The following is a 16,152-nucleotide window of genomic DNA, read 5'->3' on the forward strand; positions in this document are numbered from 1 at the left end:
TGGCACTGCGTCGCCGCATCCTTCGAGAAGCCCGGCTTCGCCGGACTCCTCAGGATGAGGGGTCAGTGCATCTGGCAAGGGCCAATCGCTTCAATCGATCGATGAAACGATCTAGCTCAGCGCGCCGGCGTGGACCCACCAGCCGGGATGCGCGGCCTGCAGCGCCTGCGCGCCGGCCGAAGCGTCGTCGTCGCCGGCGAACAGCGCAAAGCAGGTCGCGCCCGAGCCCGACATCCGCGACAGCCGCACGCCCGGCAGCGCCGCGAGCGCCTGTAGCACCTCGCCGACGATCGGCTCGACCTTCAGCGCCGGCGCTTCGAGATCGTTGGTGCCGCGCTTCACTGCCGCAATCCAGTCGGAGGCCGAGGCATCGCCCGCGGGCCAGCCGGTCGATTTCAGCACGTCGACGATTCCGACATTGAGCTGGCCGGCGCGCAGGCCGAGCGCCTTGAACACGTCCTTGGTCGCCACCGGCACGCGCGGATTGACCATCACCGCCGGCAGCCTCGGCAACGGCAACGGCGTCAGATTGTCGCCGACGCCGGTCATGATGCAGGGCCGGGACGGCAGGCAGACCGGCACGTCGGCGCCGGTCAGCCGGGCGGCCTCGACGACGCGGGGATCGTCGGCCGACAGATCGTTGGCGCGGGCGAGCAGCCGCAGCGCCGCCGCGGCGTCGGCCGAGCCGCCGCCGATTCCGGCCGCGACCGGCAGATGCTTGTCGAGCACGAAGGCGCCGGTGCGCAGCTTCGGAACGCGCTCGGAGAGCAGGCGGGTCGCCTTCAGCACCAGATTGTCGGCCGTATCGCCGCAGTCCTGCGCGCCGGGGCCGGAGGTGACGAGGCTCAGCTCGGCGCCGGGATGCAGCGTCAGGCGGTCGGCGCAGTCGGCGAACGCCACCACGCTTTCGAGGTCGTGATAGCCGTCGACGCGGCGGCCCACCACGCGCAAAGTGAGGTTGACCTTGGCGCGGGCCTGATCGCTCAAAGCCGTCGTTGGCATTGCGTCGCTCAACTCAGCCGCCCTTGTCGTCTTCTTTTTTCTTGTCCGCCGAGGCTGCCGACGAGGTGTCTTCCGGCAGGCCGTTGGCGAGCTTGGCCTCGATCTTCGGCAGCTCATCCGGATCCGGCTTGAGATCGCGCGCATGCGCCCACTGGAAGCGCGCCTCCAGCGTTCGCCCGACGCGCCAATAGGCGTCGCCGAGGTGATCGTTGATGGTCGGATCTTCCGGCTTCAGATCGATCGCGCGCTCCAGCGTCTTCACCGCCTCTTCGTAATTGCCGATGCGGAAATACGCCCAGCCGAGCGAGTCGACGATGTAGCCGTCGTCGGGGCGCTGGTCCACGGCGCGCCGGATCATCTTCATCGCTTCGTCGAGATTGATGCCCTGGTCGATCCAGGAATAGCCGAGATAATTGAGGACATGCGGCTGCTCCGGCTGGAGCTGCAGCGCCTTCTTCATGTCGACCTCGGCCTTGGCCCACTGCTTGGAGCGCTCCTCGCAGATGCCGCGGAAGTAGTAATACACCCAGCTGTTCTTCTCGCTGCCGGTGAGCGACTCGATGCCCTTGGTGTAGGTCACGGCGCAGTCGGCGAACTTCTTGCGGCCGCGCTCGATATTGCCGAGCGCCATGATCGCCTCGAGGTCCTTGCCGTCCTCGGCGATCACGGTCTTCAGGATCTTGATCGCTTCCTCGCTGCGGTCGGTCGCGTCGAGATCGGTGGCGAGCTGGATCTGGGCGTTGCGCTTCAGCGGCGAATCCGCCGGCACGCGCTCGTAGACCTTCACCGCCATCTGCGGCTTCTTGACCGATTCGTACAGATCGCCGAGCGCCAGCAGCGCCAGCGCGTGGTCGGGCTTCAGGTACAGCGCGAGCTGCAGATAGACCAATGCGAGGTCTTCACCGCCGCGGCGGGTCAGCGACGCGCCGATGCCGTACAGCGCTTCGGCGGCGCCGGCCTGCGGGCTGTCGACCAGCGGCGGCAGCTTCTTGCCGGCCTTGGCCTCGCGCAATCCTTCCAGCACCAGCGGATGGCGCGACAGTTTCTTGTCGAAGCCCTCGTAGATCGCGACCGCCGAGCCGTCGTCCTTGTTGCGCGACAGCCAGCGCGCATAGGCATCCGTCACCCGCAGCGCGGAATCGTCGAGCTTGTAGGCGCGCTCGAAGCGGACGCCGGCGTCTTTCTGCTTGTTGGCAAGCTCGAGCATCATGCCGGAATGCAGATCCTTGAAGATCGGATACCATTCCGGACCGGCGAGCTTGTCGATATTGGCGACCGCGCCCTTGACGTCGCCGGCACCTTCCATCGCCCAGCTCGACAGCAGGGTCGCGACCAGGTCGGTGATCGGGCCGCGGACCGACAGATTTACGTTCTGGACCGCTGCGGCGTATTTCTTGGTCTTCAGATCGCGAACGCCGATCACCAGCCGCGCCACGCGGTTGGTCTTGTCGATCTTGAGGATCCGGTCGGCGAGCTTGACCGACTCCTCGATATTGCCTTCGGCCAGCGACGAGATGAAAGCGCGGTCGAGCAGCTCGTTGTTCTTCGGGTCGGTGCGCAGCGCGGATCGATAGAACGCCGCGGCGGAAGCCGCATCGCGTTCAACGCTGGCATGGCGGGCGGCGAGATAGCTGCCGGCCGTGGTCATCGATCGCAGATCCTGACTGGTCGGAAACTGCGCGGAATTGTCGGCCGGATGGTCCGGCGTCTGCGCCAGCGCCTGACCCGCGATCGGCAGCGCCGCCACGGTGACGGCGACAAACATCGAACGACGGAATCGGTGAACGAGCATCAAATGCCTAGCTCCAGGAAAGGGCTCGGATATCCCGGCCGCCGAGCCGGCAGCGTCTGGCCGATGACAATGCCGGGTTTGGCGACCGATCGCAAGGATCGGACCAGGCACACATCCACCGCACCGCTCCGCAAAGTGTCGCGGCGCGGCCCTCGATCCGATTGAGACGGTCGCAACATGGCAGCATCGTGACCGGCGCGTCGCTCGCAGCGCGCCGGCGCTCACGACATCGTGGCTACATGCCCTGATAATTCGGGCCGCCGCCACCTTCGGGCGGCACCCAGGTGATGTTGCCGTTGGGATCCTTGATGTCGCAGGTTTTGCAGTGGACGCAGTTCTGCGCATTGATCACGAAGCGCGGTCCCGACGGTTCCTCGACCCATTCGTACACCGCGGCCGGGCAATAGCGCCCCGACGGGCCGGCGAAGACGTCGTGTTCCGACTTCTTCTGCAGGTCCATGTCGGCGACCTTCAGATGCACCGGCTGGTCTTCCTCGTGATTGGTATTCGACAGGAACACCGAGGACAGCCGGTCGAAGGTGAGCTTACCATCGGGCTTCGCGGCCGGATGCCGCTCGTGCGACTTGGCGGGATCGAGCGTCGAGCGGTCCGGCTTGCCATGCGACAGCGTGCCGAACACCGAGAAGCCGAGCGTCGAACACCACATCTCGAATCCGGCCAGCACCACGCCGACCGCGGTGCCGAACTTCGACCACAGCGGCTTGACGTTGCGGATCCTGAACAGATCACGGCCGATCGCGGACTCGCGCCACGATTCCTCGTAGCTCTTGACCTCGTCGTTGCTGCGCCCCTCGGCGAGCGCCGCGACAACGTGCTCGGCGGCCAGCATGCCGGACCCGATGGCGTTGTGGACGCCCTTGATGCGCGGCACGTTGACGAAGCCCGCCGCGCAGCCGACCAGCGCGCCGCCCGGGAACGTCAGCCGCGGCACCGACTGCCAGCCGCCTTCGGTGATGGCGCGCGCGCCGTAGGAGATCCGCTTGCCGCCCTCGAAGGTCGGCGCCACCGAACGATGCGTCTTGAATTTCTGGAACTGCTCGAACGGCGACAGATAAGGATCGTCGTAGTTGAGATGCACGACGAAGCCGACCGCGACCAGGTTGGTGCCGTAGTGATACAGGAACGAGCCGCCGCCGATATTGTTGCTGAGCGGCCAGCCGAACGAATGCGCGATCCGCCCCTTGCGGTGCTTCGCCGGATCGATCTCCCAGACTTCCTTCAGGCCGATGCCGAATTTCGGCGGATCACTGTCCTTGTCGAGCTTGTACTTCGCGATCAGTTGCTTCGCCAGGCTGCCGCGCGCGCCCTCGGCGAACAGCGTGTACTTGCCGAGCAGCTCCATACCGCGGGTGTAGGAATCCTTCGGCTGACCGTCGCGGCCGATGCCCATGTCGCCGGTGGCGATGCCGCGCACTTCACCGTCGTCGCCGTAGAGCACTTCGGTCGCGGCGAAACCGGGATAGATCTCGACGCCGAGCTCTTCGGCCTTGGGGCCGAGCCAGCGGCACAGATCGCCGAGCGATCCGATGAAGTTCTTGTGGTTGTTGAGCATCGGCGGGACCATGATGCCCGGGACCTTGTAGGCCTTGTCCGCCGTCATGACGTAGAAATGATCGTCCTCGACATGCGTCTTGAGCGGACAGGTCTCGTCCTCGCGCCAGCCCGGCATCAATGCGTCGAGCGGCGTCACGTCGATCACCGCGCCCGAGAGGATGTGCGCGCCGACTTCGGAGCCCTTCTCGACCACGACCACCGACAGCTCCGGATTGAGCTGTTTCAGGCGGATGGCGGAAGCCAGTCCCGAGGGTCCTGCGCCGACGATCACAACGTCGAATTCCATCGATTCGCGGGGCGGCAGCGTTTCGTCGCTCATTTTATTTTCTCGCAGGGACACTCTTGAACGTTTCCAGCCGGTGTTCTTTCTTATTTTTCCGCGAAGGACAACCTCCCAAATGTACCGGCCGCCCGATCGTTCCGGCTTTCATGCGGGGTTTTTCTCGGGCAGAGTCCGCTCTGCGAAACCGCCGGCGATGTCCGGACTTGCTCACCAGCCCCTGATCGACCGCTCATCATGATGCCTGAACCCGCGCCGAGCCTGCAGCAGTTGCTGGCGTTCTACCTCGAGGCCGGGGTGGACTGCGCGCTCAACGACGAGCCCGTCAACCGGATGCTCGACGACGAGATCGTCGCGCCGGTCGAAGCCGATGCGCGCATCGCCGCCCCGGTCGTGCGTCCGGAAACAATTCGACCGCTTGCGCCGCGGCCGGCGGCGGCGCATGGCGCTGCGCCGTCTTCGCCGGAAGCCGCGATCGTGTCGGCCCGCGAGGCCGCCGCGACGGCGCCGACGCTCGACGCGCTGCGCGCATTGATGGAGCAGTTCGACGGATGCGCGCTGCGAGCGACGGCGACGCGGCTGGTATTCGCCGACGGCAATCCGCAGGCGCGCCTCATGCTGGTCGGCGAAGCGCCGGGCCGCGAAGAGGATATCGAGGGGCTGCCGTTCGTCGGCCGCTCCGGCAAGCTGCTCGATCTGATGCTCGCGGCGATCGGACTCGATCGCAACAAGGTCTATATCGCCAATGTGATTCCGTGGCGGCCGCCGGGCAACCGCACGCCGACGCCGCAGGAGACCCAGATCTGCCTGCCCTTCATCAAACGGCAGATCGAGCTGGTGAACCCCGCGATCCTTGTGACGCTCGGCAATCCCTCGACCCAGACGCTGCTGTCGACCCGCGACGGCATCACGCGCACCCGCGGACGCTGGTTCGACTACGACGCCGGCGCGCGCATGATCCGCGCGATGCCGACGCTGCACCCGGCCTATCTGCTGCGGCAGCCGACCTACAAGCGGCTGGCGTGGCAGGATTTGCGCGCGATCGCCACGGCGCTCGCCGCAACGGACTCGCCGGCGAACTGATCGCGATCGGATTTACTGCGCGGCCTTCGGCCGCACGATCGCCCAGCCGATCCGCAACGGCGGCTGGCGCCCGGCGATCATCCGCTCGAACGCGCGCGGCAGCTCCGGCACGATCTCGGGAAACCGCTGCGCGATGTCCGGCGGCGGCTTGCCGGCGGTGTCGGCGGCGCGCCAGACCACGACGCCGCCGCGCTCGCTGAACGTCGCCGGTGTCACCCAGGGCGTGCGGGCCGGCGTCGCATCGAGAAACAGATGCGGCCGCGACCGGCCCATCGCGATCAGTCCGGCGAGTTCGGGATCGCCCGCGACCGCCGGCAGCGGCCGGCCGGTGCGGCGCTCGAAACTGTCGCCGAAGAACCGCGCGATATCCCTGGCCGGCAGCGACGTCGCGCGTTCGGTCGGGCTGACCCAGGGCTGCACCACCGCAATCAAAATCACCGCCACCGCCGGCGCCGCCACCAGCGCCGCCCAGGCGGCGCGCAGCACCCGCTGCCGGCGCAGACGGATCAGGTCCCCGGTCGCCACCACCACCGCGAGGCCGACCAGCAGCAGCGCGATGCCGGCGCCGCCGACGACGTGAGGCAGGCCGAACAAGGCCGCGGCGATGCTGCCGAGCAGCGCCGGCGCCAGCGCGAAGAAATATACGAACTGCCGCGCCAGCGGATCGACCGGCGCCCGATAGACCACCGGCGCATCGTCCGCCCTGCGATCGAACCTGGCGTTGAGCAACGCCAGCAGCGCCACGCCGCCGAGCGCGACCAGCAGGCCGCCGAACAGCGCGGCGGCGAGGATCGCGCGTTCGGTCAACTCGGCGGTCGCCGGCAGCGGCGGCAGCGCGAAGATGTCGGCGCGCACCAGCCAGATGCCGTAGGGCAGCACCAGCACGGCGATCACCAGCAGGCCGAACAGCGGATCGAGCGACATCAGCGCGCGGCGGGTCCGGGCGGTGGCGAGCGCGAAGCCGATCGGCAGCAGCAGCAAGGCCGGTGCGGCCACCGTGGTCAGCAGCAACAGCCCGACCTCGATCGACAGCGCGAACCAGGCATTGCGCCGGCGGCGGCCGATGATCTCCCAGCTATGCCACAGCACCAGCGCCCACAGCGGACGCGCCAGCACCAGCGGTCCGAATTCGACGCCCGCTTCCGCGAACGCGGTGATGGTCGAGGTCAGCAGCACGGCGATCACCGCATGCTGCGGGCCGACCATGCTGCGCGCGAGCTGGAACAGCCCGTAGAACGTCACGATGAAGCAGAGCTGCGCCAGTACATAGACGCCGGCGATGTGGCCGCCGGCGGCGCGAAACGCGATGTCGGCGAGCCAGAACGCCAGCGGCGGCCCGAGGTCGCTGCCGACCTGATATTCCCGGCCATAGGCGAGCACGGTGGCGACGCCGTCCGGCGGGCCGGCATAGACCAGCAGCGGCACGACCACCCACAGCAGCGCCTGCGCCGACACCACCAGCCAGAACATCAGCCGCGGCCGGGCGCGGATCAATTCGATGATCAGGGAGGTAAAGCGCATAAGGGGCCAGCGGAGTTCGGTTCGCCCGTGATAGAGCCCACCGGCGGACCAGGCAACCGGCTTGGCCGCGCCTAAAGGGCGGCCTCAATCGGGGAATCCGCGGGTGTGTCGAACAGATCGCCGCTGAGGGCGGCGACCTCCGCCGGCACGCCTTCGATCTTCCGCCAGGCGGCGGCGACCGGCGCAAAGAACCGGCGGTGATGTTCCGTCGGACCGAGTCGCGCCAGCGCCGCGAGATGCTCGGGCACGCCGTAGCCCTTGTGCTGCTCGAAGCCGTAACCCGGGCAGTCCTGCGCCAGCCGGCACATCAGCCGGTCGCGCGTGACCTTGGCGATGATCGAGGCCGCCGCGATCGAGGCGATCAGGCCGTCGCCGCCGATCACCGCCTCGCTCTCGCAGCGGGTTGCGAGCCGGTCGCGGCCGTCGACGAAAACGTGTTGCGGCAGATCCGGCAGCGCATGGACGGCGCGGGTCAGCGCCCATAGCGAGGCGCGCAGGATGTTGTCGCGATTGATCCGTTCCGGCGAGGCGCACGCCACCGCGACCTGCGCGGTGGCGCAGATTTCCTCGAACAGTTCCTCGCGCCGCTCGGCGGTCAGCCGCTTCGAATCATCGAGGCCCTTTGGAACCCGCTTCGGGTCGAGCACCACGGCAGCCGCAACCACCGGGCCGGCGAGCGGCCCGCGGCCAGCCTCGTCGCAGCCGGCGACCGGCCAGACGCCGCGCTTGATCAGCGCCCGTTCGCGCCGGAAGCCCGGCGGCGCGACGGCGATGACGCCACGGCCGAGGCCTTTGGCGGGCGCCGCTTTTGCGGCTTGCGCCTTTCCAGTGGCGGCTTTGGCCACAGCCTTCGACGGTCTGGCCGTCGCGGCTTTCGCCGGCTTCTTGGTGTCTCGAATCATGCCGGGATGCTGCGGGCAAGCGCCGGCACGCGCAACCCGAAATCCCCGCCATGCCCCCAATTCAAAGGGAGCGTGGTTCCCCGCATCTTCCCGTAGGATGGGTTGAGCGCAGCGAAACCCATCGAGCGGCGCACCGTGGGGCGATGGGTTTCGCCGTAGGCTCAACCCATCCTACGGATCGGCACCTAAAACAAACTCAACTGCTGCCCGGCGCGCTCAGGCTTCTCGAAATGATCGATCGTCAGCTTGGAGCGGCGCTTGTTCAGGCCGAGCCTCGCGCAGGCGGTCTCGAACCTCCGGCCGATCATCCAGGCGATCGGGCCGGTGCCTTTCATCCGCGTGCCCCATTGCGAATCGTAGTCGCGGCCGCCGCGCATATCGCGGATCAGCGTGAAGACGTGGCGGTAGCGGTCCGGGTAGTTCGCCATCAGCCATTCGCGGAACAGGTCGCGCACTTCCAGCGGCAGCCGCAGCATTACGTAGCTCGCCTCCTTGACGCCGGCATGGGCGGCGGCGTCGAGGATGCGCTCGATCTCGACGTCGTTGAGCGCCGGGATCACCGGCGCCACCATCACGGTGGTCGGAATGCCGGCCTCCGACAGCCGCTTCAACGCCTCCAGCCGCTTTTCAGGTGTCGAGGCGCGCGGCTCCATGGTGCGCGCCAGTTTCGGGTCGAGCGATGTCACCGACAGCGCGACCTTGACGAGCTGACGCTTCGCCATCCGCGCCAGAATATCGATATCGCGGGTGACCAGCGCCGATTTGGTGACGATGCCGACCGGATGCCCGGTCTTTTCCAGCACTTCGAGCACGCCGCGCATGATCTTGTGCTCGCGCTCGATCGGCTGGTACGGATCGGTGTTGGTGCCGATCGCGATCATTTTCGGCTCGTAGTCGGCGGCGGCGAGTTCCTTCTCCAGCAGCGCCGGCGCGTCCGGCTTGGCGAACAGCCGGGACTCGAAGTCCAGCCCCGGCGACAGGCCGAGATAGGCGTGGGTCGGCCGCGCGAAACAGTAGACGCAGCCGTGCTCGCAGCCGCGATACGGATTGATCGAACGGTCGAAGCCGATATCCGGCGAGTCGTTGCGGGTGATGACTTTTCGCGCGGTGTCGAGCGCGACCGTGGTCTTGAACGGCGGCAGTTCGTCGAGGCTCTGCCAGCCGTCGTCGAACGCGACCCGCGCTTCGGCCTCGAACCGACCCGAGTCGTTGGATTGCGCGCCGCGGCCGCGACGACGTTGCTTGTCGATAGCAATTTCGATGGCGGGAAAAGGAGAAGGCGCGCCCACCGGCTCGGAGGGCGCCGTGACCGGCGGGCGCTTGAGGGCACTGCTGGATGCTCTGCTCATGGCTCGAAGATAGCGAGTCGAAGGAACAAATCAAGAACAAACTCATGAATCACACAACCCAGGCCCAAGCCTAGTTTCGGGGCAGACCGCAATTCCGTGCTGATTTCGACGCCACGAGATGCTAAGCGTGCATGGCACTGTCGCAATCGAAGCCGTCGGCGGACATGCTGAGCGTCATCATCCCTACTGAAGGTGTCGAACGGACCGCGGTCGCCACATTGGCGGCGCTGGTTCCAGGCGCGGCCGCGGGCGTTGTCCGCGAGGTGGTGCTGGTCGATCGCAAGGACGACGGCGTGATCGAACGGGTCGCGGACGTCGCCGGCTGCGGATTTCTTGCGGTGCAGGGCAGCCGCGCCGCGGCATTGGCGGCGGGCGCGCAGCAGTCGCGGTCGCCATGGTTGATGTTCCTGCATGCCGGCGCGGTGCTGGATTCCGGCTGGATCGAAGAGACCTCGCAGTTCATCCAGGGCGTCTCGCTCAGCGGCCGGCCGCGCGCGGGGATCTTCCGCTATGCGCGCTCGCCCTATGCGGAGCCGAGCTGGCGCGAGACCTTCAACGCCCTTCGCCGGCAGATCTCGGGACCGCGGGCCGATCAGGGGCTGCTGATCGCCCGCGATCACTACGACCAGCTCGGCGGCCACGATCCGGAGCGCTCCGAAGCGCGGCTGCTGCGGCAGCTCGGCCGCTCCTCCCGCACGCTGCTGCGCAGCCGGATCGTGCTGGTCTGAGCGCGGCTCCGCGTTTCAACTCACAACTCGCGAACTCCATCCCGGCTCCGCGCGTCGATGTCGCGCGACACATTGCGGGAGGCAATCCGTCGCGTCGTTGCGCCGGGATCAGGTCGCGCGCCGCGGTGTTGCAGGACGAGTTCGAACAGGGAAACATGTCCATGCAGCACGCATCGATCCGCTCCTTCGCCGGCCTCGCCGCCATCGTCCTCGCCACCGGCGCCACGATCGTCTCCGCGCCGGCCCGAACGCCCGATGTGCACTACGTGCCGACCCCCCAGAACGTCGTCGACCGCATGCTGGAACTGACCGCGCCGAAGCCCGGCGAGTACCTTATCGATCTGGGATCCGGCGACGGGCGGATTCCGATCGCGGCCGCAAAGCGCTTCGGGATCAGCGGCCACGGCGTCGATATCGACCCGGTCCGCATCACCGAAGCCGAGGCCAACGCCAAGAGCGCCGGCGTTCAGGACAAGGTCGAATTCATTCAAGCCGACCTGTTCGAGACCGACATCAGCAAGGCCGACATCGTCACGCTGTATCTGCTGCAGACGCTGAACGCCAAGCTGCGGCCACGACTGCTGAACGAACTGCGTCCCGGCACACGCGTGGTGTCGCATAGTTTCTCGATGGGCGACTGGACGGCCGACCGCCACGAAACGGTGGGCGGGCGTGACGTCTATTTCTGGATCGTGCCGGCCCGCGTGGAAGGCGAATGGCGGCTGCAGAACGGCTCCGAAGCCGTCGTGAATCTCAGCCTGAAACAGAAATACCAGGTCGTCACCGGCACCGCCACGATGGAAGGCAAGCCCTTGCCGATCGAGCAGGTCAGCCTGCGCGGAGCAGAGCTGAGTTTCCGGATCGGCGGGCAGACCTATCAGGGCAAAGTCGACGGCAACAGCATCGTCCCGTCGGGCACGGGCGACTGGCGCGCCGAGCGTATCTGACCAACGCGCTTTCCTTACGGCCGGACGCCGTCATGGCGCCGCCTCACAGCGAGTCCGCCAGCGAGCCTGTCATGACCGATTCGACCTCAGCCGCGCCGCGGCCCAGCCTGTCTCTGCTCGACGGCATCTCGATGGTGATCGGCGTCGTCGTCGGCATCGGGATCTTCAAGACCCCGTCGCTGGTGGCCGCCAATGTCGGCAGCGAGGCTGAGTTCATCGGGCTGTGGCTGCTGGGCGGGCTGATCACGCTGGCCGGAGCTCTGGTCTATGCCGAACTCGCCGCGCGCTATCCCAGTGCGGGCGGCGAGTACACCTTCCTCGATCGCGGGCTGGGGCGAAACATCGCGCTGCTGTTCGCATGGGGCCGGATCTCGATCATCCAGACCGGGGCGATCGCCGCGGTCGCCTTCGTATTTGGCGACTACGCCCAGGCCATCGTGCCGATCGGCTCCTCGGGCGTGGCGATCTACGCGGCGGCGGTGCTTGTGATCATGACCGCGGTCAATCTGCGCGGCACCCATCAGGGCAAGACCGCGCAGAACCTGCTGAGCGGACTGACGCTGACGGTGATCGTCCTGATCATCATCGCCGCGCTGTTTCTCGCGCCGGAGCAGGTGCCGGCCGATCCGCGGCCTGCGGCCGGGGACGGCGAAACGGCCGCCGGCGGCGCTGCCGGGCTCGCCATGGTGTTCATTCTGCTGACTTACGGCGGCTGGAACGAGATCGCTTACATCTCCGCCGACGTCCGCGACGGCCGCCGCAACATGCTGCGAGTGCTGCTGTTCGGGACGCTGGCGATCACCGCGATCTATCTTCTCACCAATCTCGCTTATCTGAGCGTGCTCGGGCTCGACGCGATGCGTCGCTCCAGCGCGGTCGCCACCGACCTGATGCGGCTGACCGCGGGCGATACCGGGGCGCTTCTGCTCAGCCTCGCGGTCTGCATCGCCGCGCTGAGCACGCTCAACGCGTCGATCTTCACCGGCGCGCGGGTGTATTTCGCGCTCGGCTCCGACCTGCCCGCGCTGCGCCGGCTCGGCGCGTGGGATCCGCGCGGCAACAATCCGCGCCGCGCGATGCTGCTTCAGGGCGCGGTGGCGCTGCTGCTGGTGATGTTCGGCGCGATGCAGCGCGACGGCTTTCAGGCGATCGTGGAATACACCGCCCCCGCATTCTGGCTGTTCATGCTGCTGGTCGGGATTTCGTTTTTTGTGCTGCGGCGCCGCGACCAGGCGCAGCCACGTCTGCTGCCGGCGCCGTTGTATCCGCTGGTGCCTGCGCTGTTCTGCGCCGCCTGCGGCTACCTGTTCTACGCCAGCCTGATGCACACCGGGCTGGGTGCGCTGATCGGCCTCGCGGTGCTGCTGGCCGGGGTGCCGCTGATCGCGGTGGCGCGGCGCCGGAGCACGATGGTCCCGGCCGAGTGAACCGCCGCGGCGACCGCCGCCGACCGCCGAGACACTTGCCAAAGGCAACCATTTATTTGACAATGGCAACCATTGAAGAGTTGCCATGTCGAACCCCGTCCCGCCCGATCAGGTCGCCAGCGTCCGCGGCTTCAACCGCTTCTATACCCGCCGGCTCGGCGTGCTCGAGCAGCACCTGCTGAATACGCCTTTTTCGCTCACCGAAGCCCGGGTGCTGTACGAGCTGGCGCATCGCGACGCCCCGCTCGCCAAGGAGATCGGCGCCGAGTTGGGCATCGACGCCGGCTATCTCAGCCGGATCCTTCAAAGCTTCGACGATCAGGGCCTGATCAGCCGCAAGCCGTCGCCGGACGATCGGCGGCAGTCGCGGATCGGCCTGACCGCGAAGGGCCGCACCACCTACGGCCGCCTCGAGCAGCGCTCGCAGCAGGAGATCGCGGCGATGCTCGCGGGCCTGCAGCCGTCCGAGCGGTCGCGGGTGGTGGCGGCGATGACCACCATCGAGCGATTGCTCCGAGCAGCACCGTCGCAAGGCCCGATCCTGCGCGGCCCGCAGCCCGGCGACATCGGCTGGGTGGTGCAGAGCCACGGCGCGTTCTACGCCGCCGAATACGGCTTCGGCGCCTCGTTCGAGGCGCTGGTCGCCGAGATCGCCGGCCGGTTTCTCGCCGCGCACGATCCCAGGCGCGAGCGCTGCTGGATCGCCGAACTCGACGGCGCGCAGGCCGGCTCGCTGTTTCTGGTGCGGGCCAGCGACGAGGTCGCCAAGCTGCGGCTGCTGCTGGTGACGCCGCAGGCGCGCGGCCATCGGCTCGGACAGCGGATGGTGCAGGAGGCGATCGGCTTCGCCCGGCAATGCGGCTATCGTAAAGTGACGCTGTGGACGCAAAGCATCCTCGTCGCCGCGCGAAAAATCTATCAGGACGCTGGCTTCGTGCTGGTCGCGACCGAGCCGCACCGCAGCTTCGGCCCCGACTTGATCGGCGAGACCTGGGAGCTGACGCTGTAATGGCGCCGCGTCGCGACCAGTCGCGGCAGGTCACCTCCGAGCTGATCGCGTTCCACGCCCGGCGTGGGCGGGCGCTTCAGCTTGCCGCGATCTATGCGGCCATGCGAGCACTGATCGGCTGGCTGCGCGCGGCGCTGGGCCGGCGCCGCCTTTGACCGGCCGCATCACGCGGCGCGATCGGCCACCATCGTCTCGACGAATTGCGGATAGCACTCAGCCAGTTCGGTGGTGACCCGGCCGCGCAGCAGCGCCAGCGTCTCGGCATCGGGTTCCGGCGTGAACGGCACCTCGTCCGGCGAATCGTAGTCGAAGCCGGTGGCGGCGCGGACATCCGAAGCCGAGCCGCCGCGATGCACGCTGCGCAACCGGAAGCGCTTGTTCTCTTTGTCGAAGTCGAACAGCGCGAGACCAGTCAGCAAGGCGTGCGGCCCGCCGCTGCGATGAATACCGTCGCTCGAGCCCGGCGCGCTGACGAAATCGACCTTGTCGACCAGCACCCGCGGCGAATGTTCCTCGCGGAACAGGATCACCCGCGGGATCAGATAGTACATGAAGGCGGAGCCGAACGAGCCCGGCCACCGCACGGTGCTCGACGGATAGTCGCCGGTGCCGACCAGATTGATGTTGGCCTGCCCGTCGATCTGACCGCCGCCGAGAAAGAACGCATCGATCCGCCCCTGCGCGGTGGCGTCGAACAGTTCGAACGAGCCGTTGGTGAAGAAATTATGCTGGCGCGAACCCAGCACGATCACCCGCACGCGCTCGCGGCCGCGCTGTTCGTTGCGGGCGCGCAGCAGCATCGCGCCGGCCGCCGGCATCGGCGACGACGCGCCGACCGCGACGGTTCGCACGCCGTCGAGCAGATCGGCGATGGTGGCGATCAGGATTTCGCGTCGGCTCGCGGGCAGCGCGCTCATGCCACGGCCTCGAACGCCTGCGCGAAGCCCTTCATGTAAGCCGCGAAGCCGTCGGCCGAGCGGGCCATCTTGGCGTAGCGCGCGACTTCGGCCGAGTCGGTGACGTATTCGCCGGCGAGCCCCAGCGGCCATGCGCCGTGCTTCGCCTCGGCGATCGCGCCGACATACAGCGCCGGCAACACGCCGGCGGCGCTGCGCTCGTCGGCGAGCAGCGAGGTCTCGACGATGCGCTCGACGGTCACCAGCGTGGTCTTCGCCGCATAGGCCATCGCCGCGAGCTCGGCCTGCCGTCCGATCCGGACATTGCCGAATCGATCGGCCTCGGGGGCGTGAAACAGCGCGATGTCGGGCCGGATCGCCGACACCACGACGATCGGATCGTCCTGTGCGAACGGGTTGTCGATGATCGTCCAGTCCGGCCGCGAGGCCAGCAGATCGCTGCCGATGATGCCGCGGATCGGCATGAACGGCACTCCCTTCTGGCCGGCGACGAGGCCGGCGAGGATCGCCGGGCAGGTCGCGTCCATCATCTTGAAGGCGGCGTTGCGAATGCCGTCGGCGAAACGCGGCGCGCCGCCGGCTTCGCCGAGCGTCACCGCGCTGGTTTCGAGCGTGCCGACCAGCCCCTCGCCGATCAGCATGTCGGCCTGCATGCCGCTGATCGGAACGCAGACGAGGTGCAGGTCTTTCGGGCGGTTGGCGAGGATGGCGGCGGTGGCGGCCATCGCGACGCCGGCATTGTCGGACGACAGCGCCACCGTCATGCCGTCGCGCACCTGCGCGGCCAGTTGCTGCAGCGAAACGATTTCTCCCACGGCATCCTCCATCATCGCCGCGTGGTCGCGGCTGTCGTTTGGACGGATGGTTTCGTGAGCCGGCGGAACTGTCAAGCCGCGGAGCCGCTCACCACGGATGCTGTGAGATCAGGCCTTGTCGCGGCGCAGGTGTTCGTCGAGTCGCGGCATGATCTCGACGAAGTTGCATGGGCGGGTGCGGTAATCGAGCTGCGGGGCGAGAATGCCGTCCCAGCCGTCGCGGCAGGCGCCGGGCGAGCCCGGCAGGCAGAAGATGTAGGTCGCGCCCGCGACGCCGGCGGTGGCGCGGCTCTGGATCGTCGAGGTCCCGATCTTGGCGTAGCTCATCATGTGAAACGCGATCGAGAACCCGTCCATGCGCTTCTCGAACAGCGGCTCGATCGCCTCCGGCGTGACGTCGCGGCCGGTGAAGCCGGTGCCGCCGGTGGTGATGATCGCATCGATGCTCGCGTCGGCGATCCAGCGCCGCACGATCGCGCGAATCGCCTCGACATCGTCTTTCACGATCTCCCGCGACGCCAGCAAATGTCCCGCCGCCGTCAGCCGCTCCACCAGCGTCGCACCCGACTTGTCGTCGTCGAGCGCGCGGGTGTCGGACACGGTCAGCACCGCGATGTTGAGAGGAATGAAAGTCTTCGGCTGTTCGGAGGAGGCCATTGTCGATCCTAATTGCATCTCAACGCTACGACCGTCATCCTGAGGTGCGAGCGAAGCGAGCCTCGAAGGATGATGCTGTGCGTGTTTTCCATCCTTCGAGGTGCGCCCGTCGGGCGCACACCTCAGGATGACGCTGTGCGCGTCTCGG

General features: G+C 67.6%; 15 protein-coding genes. 6 read left to right on the top strand and 9 right to left on the bottom strand.

Annotated features, from left to right (window positions below):
• Positions 1 to 111 precede the first annotated feature (111 nt).
• The 3 genes from SR870_RS15065 to SR870_RS15075 all read right to left on the bottom strand — a co-directional run bounded on the left by SR870_RS15065 (position 112) and on the right by SR870_RS15075 (position 4,688).
• Complete coding sequence (locus SR870_RS15065; RefSeq protein WP_322514351.1) at positions 112 to 1,002, bottom strand: 4-(cytidine 5'-diphospho)-2-C-methyl-D-erythritol kinase; 891 nt, start codon at positions 1,000 to 1,002, stop codon at positions 112 to 114.
• 13 nt (positions 1,003 to 1,015) lie between these two features.
• On the bottom strand, positions 1,016 to 2,794 hold the full coding sequence (locus SR870_RS15070) for a tetratricopeptide repeat protein (RefSeq protein WP_322514352.1): 1,779 nt from the start codon (positions 2,792 to 2,794) through the stop codon (positions 1,016 to 1,018).
• Positions 2,795 to 3,029: 235 nt separating this feature from the next.
• The gene (locus SR870_RS15075) at positions 3,030 to 4,688 is read right to left on the bottom strand and encodes an electron transfer flavoprotein-ubiquinone oxidoreductase (protein ID WP_322514353.1); all 1,659 of its coding nucleotides are present in this window, start codon (positions 4,686 to 4,688) and stop codon (positions 3,030 to 3,032) included.
• A gap of 198 nt (positions 4,689 to 4,886) precedes the next feature.
• Here SR870_RS15075 and SR870_RS15080 point away from each other — a divergent pair, with 198 nt between their 5' ends.
• On the top strand, positions 4,887 to 5,732 hold the full coding sequence (locus SR870_RS15080; protein ID WP_322514354.1) for a uracil-DNA glycosylase: 846 nt from the start codon (positions 4,887 to 4,889) through the stop codon (positions 5,730 to 5,732).
• 12 nt (positions 5,733 to 5,744) lie between these two features.
• Here the strand turns inward: SR870_RS15080 and SR870_RS15085 are convergent, their stop codons facing one another.
• The 3 genes from SR870_RS15085 to SR870_RS15095 all read right to left on the bottom strand — a co-directional run bounded on the left by SR870_RS15085 (position 5,745) and on the right by SR870_RS15095 (position 9,504).
• Positions 5,745 to 7,253, bottom strand: coding sequence for a glycosyltransferase family 39 protein (locus SR870_RS15085; RefSeq protein WP_322514355.1), 1,509 nt, complete (start codon positions 7,251 to 7,253; stop codon positions 5,745 to 5,747).
• Positions 7,254 to 7,324: 71 nt separating this feature from the next.
• A complete protein-coding gene (locus SR870_RS15090; RefSeq protein ID WP_322514356.1) occupies positions 7,325 to 8,155 on the bottom strand; it encodes a ribonuclease HII in 831 nt (276 codons plus the stop codon).
• A gap of 185 nt (positions 8,156 to 8,340) precedes the next feature.
• Positions 8,341 to 9,504 carry a PA0069 family radical SAM protein gene (locus tag SR870_RS15095; RefSeq protein WP_322514357.1) on the bottom strand — a complete coding sequence of 388 codons (1,164 nt, stop codon included), beginning with the start codon at positions 9,502 to 9,504 and terminating at the stop codon, positions 8,341 to 8,343.
• 164 nt (positions 9,505 to 9,668) lie between these two features.
• Here SR870_RS15095 and SR870_RS15100 point away from each other — a divergent pair, with 164 nt between their 5' ends.
• From SR870_RS15100 to SR870_RS15120, 5 genes are all read left to right on the top strand, one after another.
• Positions 9,669 to 10,232 (top strand): glycosyl transferase, encoded by a 564-nt coding sequence (locus tag SR870_RS15100; RefSeq protein WP_322518278.1) that lies wholly within the window; start codon positions 9,669 to 9,671, stop codon positions 10,230 to 10,232.
• Between the two features lie 161 nt (positions 10,233 to 10,393).
• A complete protein-coding gene (locus SR870_RS15105) occupies positions 10,394 to 11,179 on the top strand; it encodes a class I SAM-dependent methyltransferase (RefSeq protein WP_322514358.1) in 786 nt (261 codons plus the stop codon).
• Positions 11,180 to 11,250: 71 nt separating this feature from the next.
• Positions 11,251 to 12,606: an APC family permease gene (locus SR870_RS15110; protein ID WP_322514359.1), complete on the top strand. Its 1,356-nt coding sequence runs from the start codon at positions 11,251 to 11,253 to the stop codon at positions 12,604 to 12,606.
• Between the two features lie 85 nt (positions 12,607 to 12,691).
• Positions 12,692 to 13,615: a helix-turn-helix domain-containing GNAT family N-acetyltransferase gene (locus SR870_RS15115; protein ID WP_322514360.1), complete on the top strand. Its 924-nt coding sequence runs from the start codon at positions 12,692 to 12,694 to the stop codon at positions 13,613 to 13,615.
• A complete protein-coding gene (locus tag SR870_RS15120; protein WP_322514361.1) occupies positions 13,615 to 13,770 on the top strand; it encodes a hypothetical protein in 156 nt (51 codons plus the stop codon). Before SR870_RS15115 ends, SR870_RS15120 begins: the two co-directional genes overlap by 1 nt.
• 9 nt (positions 13,771 to 13,779) lie before the next feature.
• On the opposite strand, the gene SR870_RS15125 is transcribed toward SR870_RS15120, so the two are convergent.
• The 3 genes from SR870_RS15125 to moaB all read right to left on the bottom strand — a co-directional run bounded on the left by SR870_RS15125 (position 13,780) and on the right by moaB (position 16,004).
• On the bottom strand, positions 13,780 to 14,532 hold the full coding sequence (locus SR870_RS15125; protein WP_322514362.1) for a CoA transferase: 753 nt from the start codon (positions 14,530 to 14,532) through the stop codon (positions 13,780 to 13,782).
• Entirely contained in the window at positions 14,529 to 15,347 is an 819-nt protein-coding gene (locus SR870_RS15130) for a CoA transferase (RefSeq protein ID WP_322514363.1), read from the bottom strand. Before SR870_RS15130 ends, SR870_RS15125 begins: the two co-directional genes overlap by 4 nt.
• A 108-nt stretch (positions 15,348 to 15,455) precedes the next feature.
• Positions 15,456 to 16,004, bottom strand: coding sequence for a molybdenum cofactor biosynthesis protein B (gene moaB / locus SR870_RS15135; protein ID WP_322514364.1), 549 nt, complete (start codon positions 16,002 to 16,004; stop codon positions 15,456 to 15,458).
• Positions 16,005 to 16,152 lie beyond the last annotated feature (148 nt).

It is taken from the genome of Rhodopseudomonas palustris (assembly GCF_034479375.1).
Lineage (GTDB): Bacteria > Pseudomonadota > Alphaproteobacteria > Rhizobiales > Xanthobacteraceae > Rhodopseudomonas > Rhodopseudomonas palustris_M.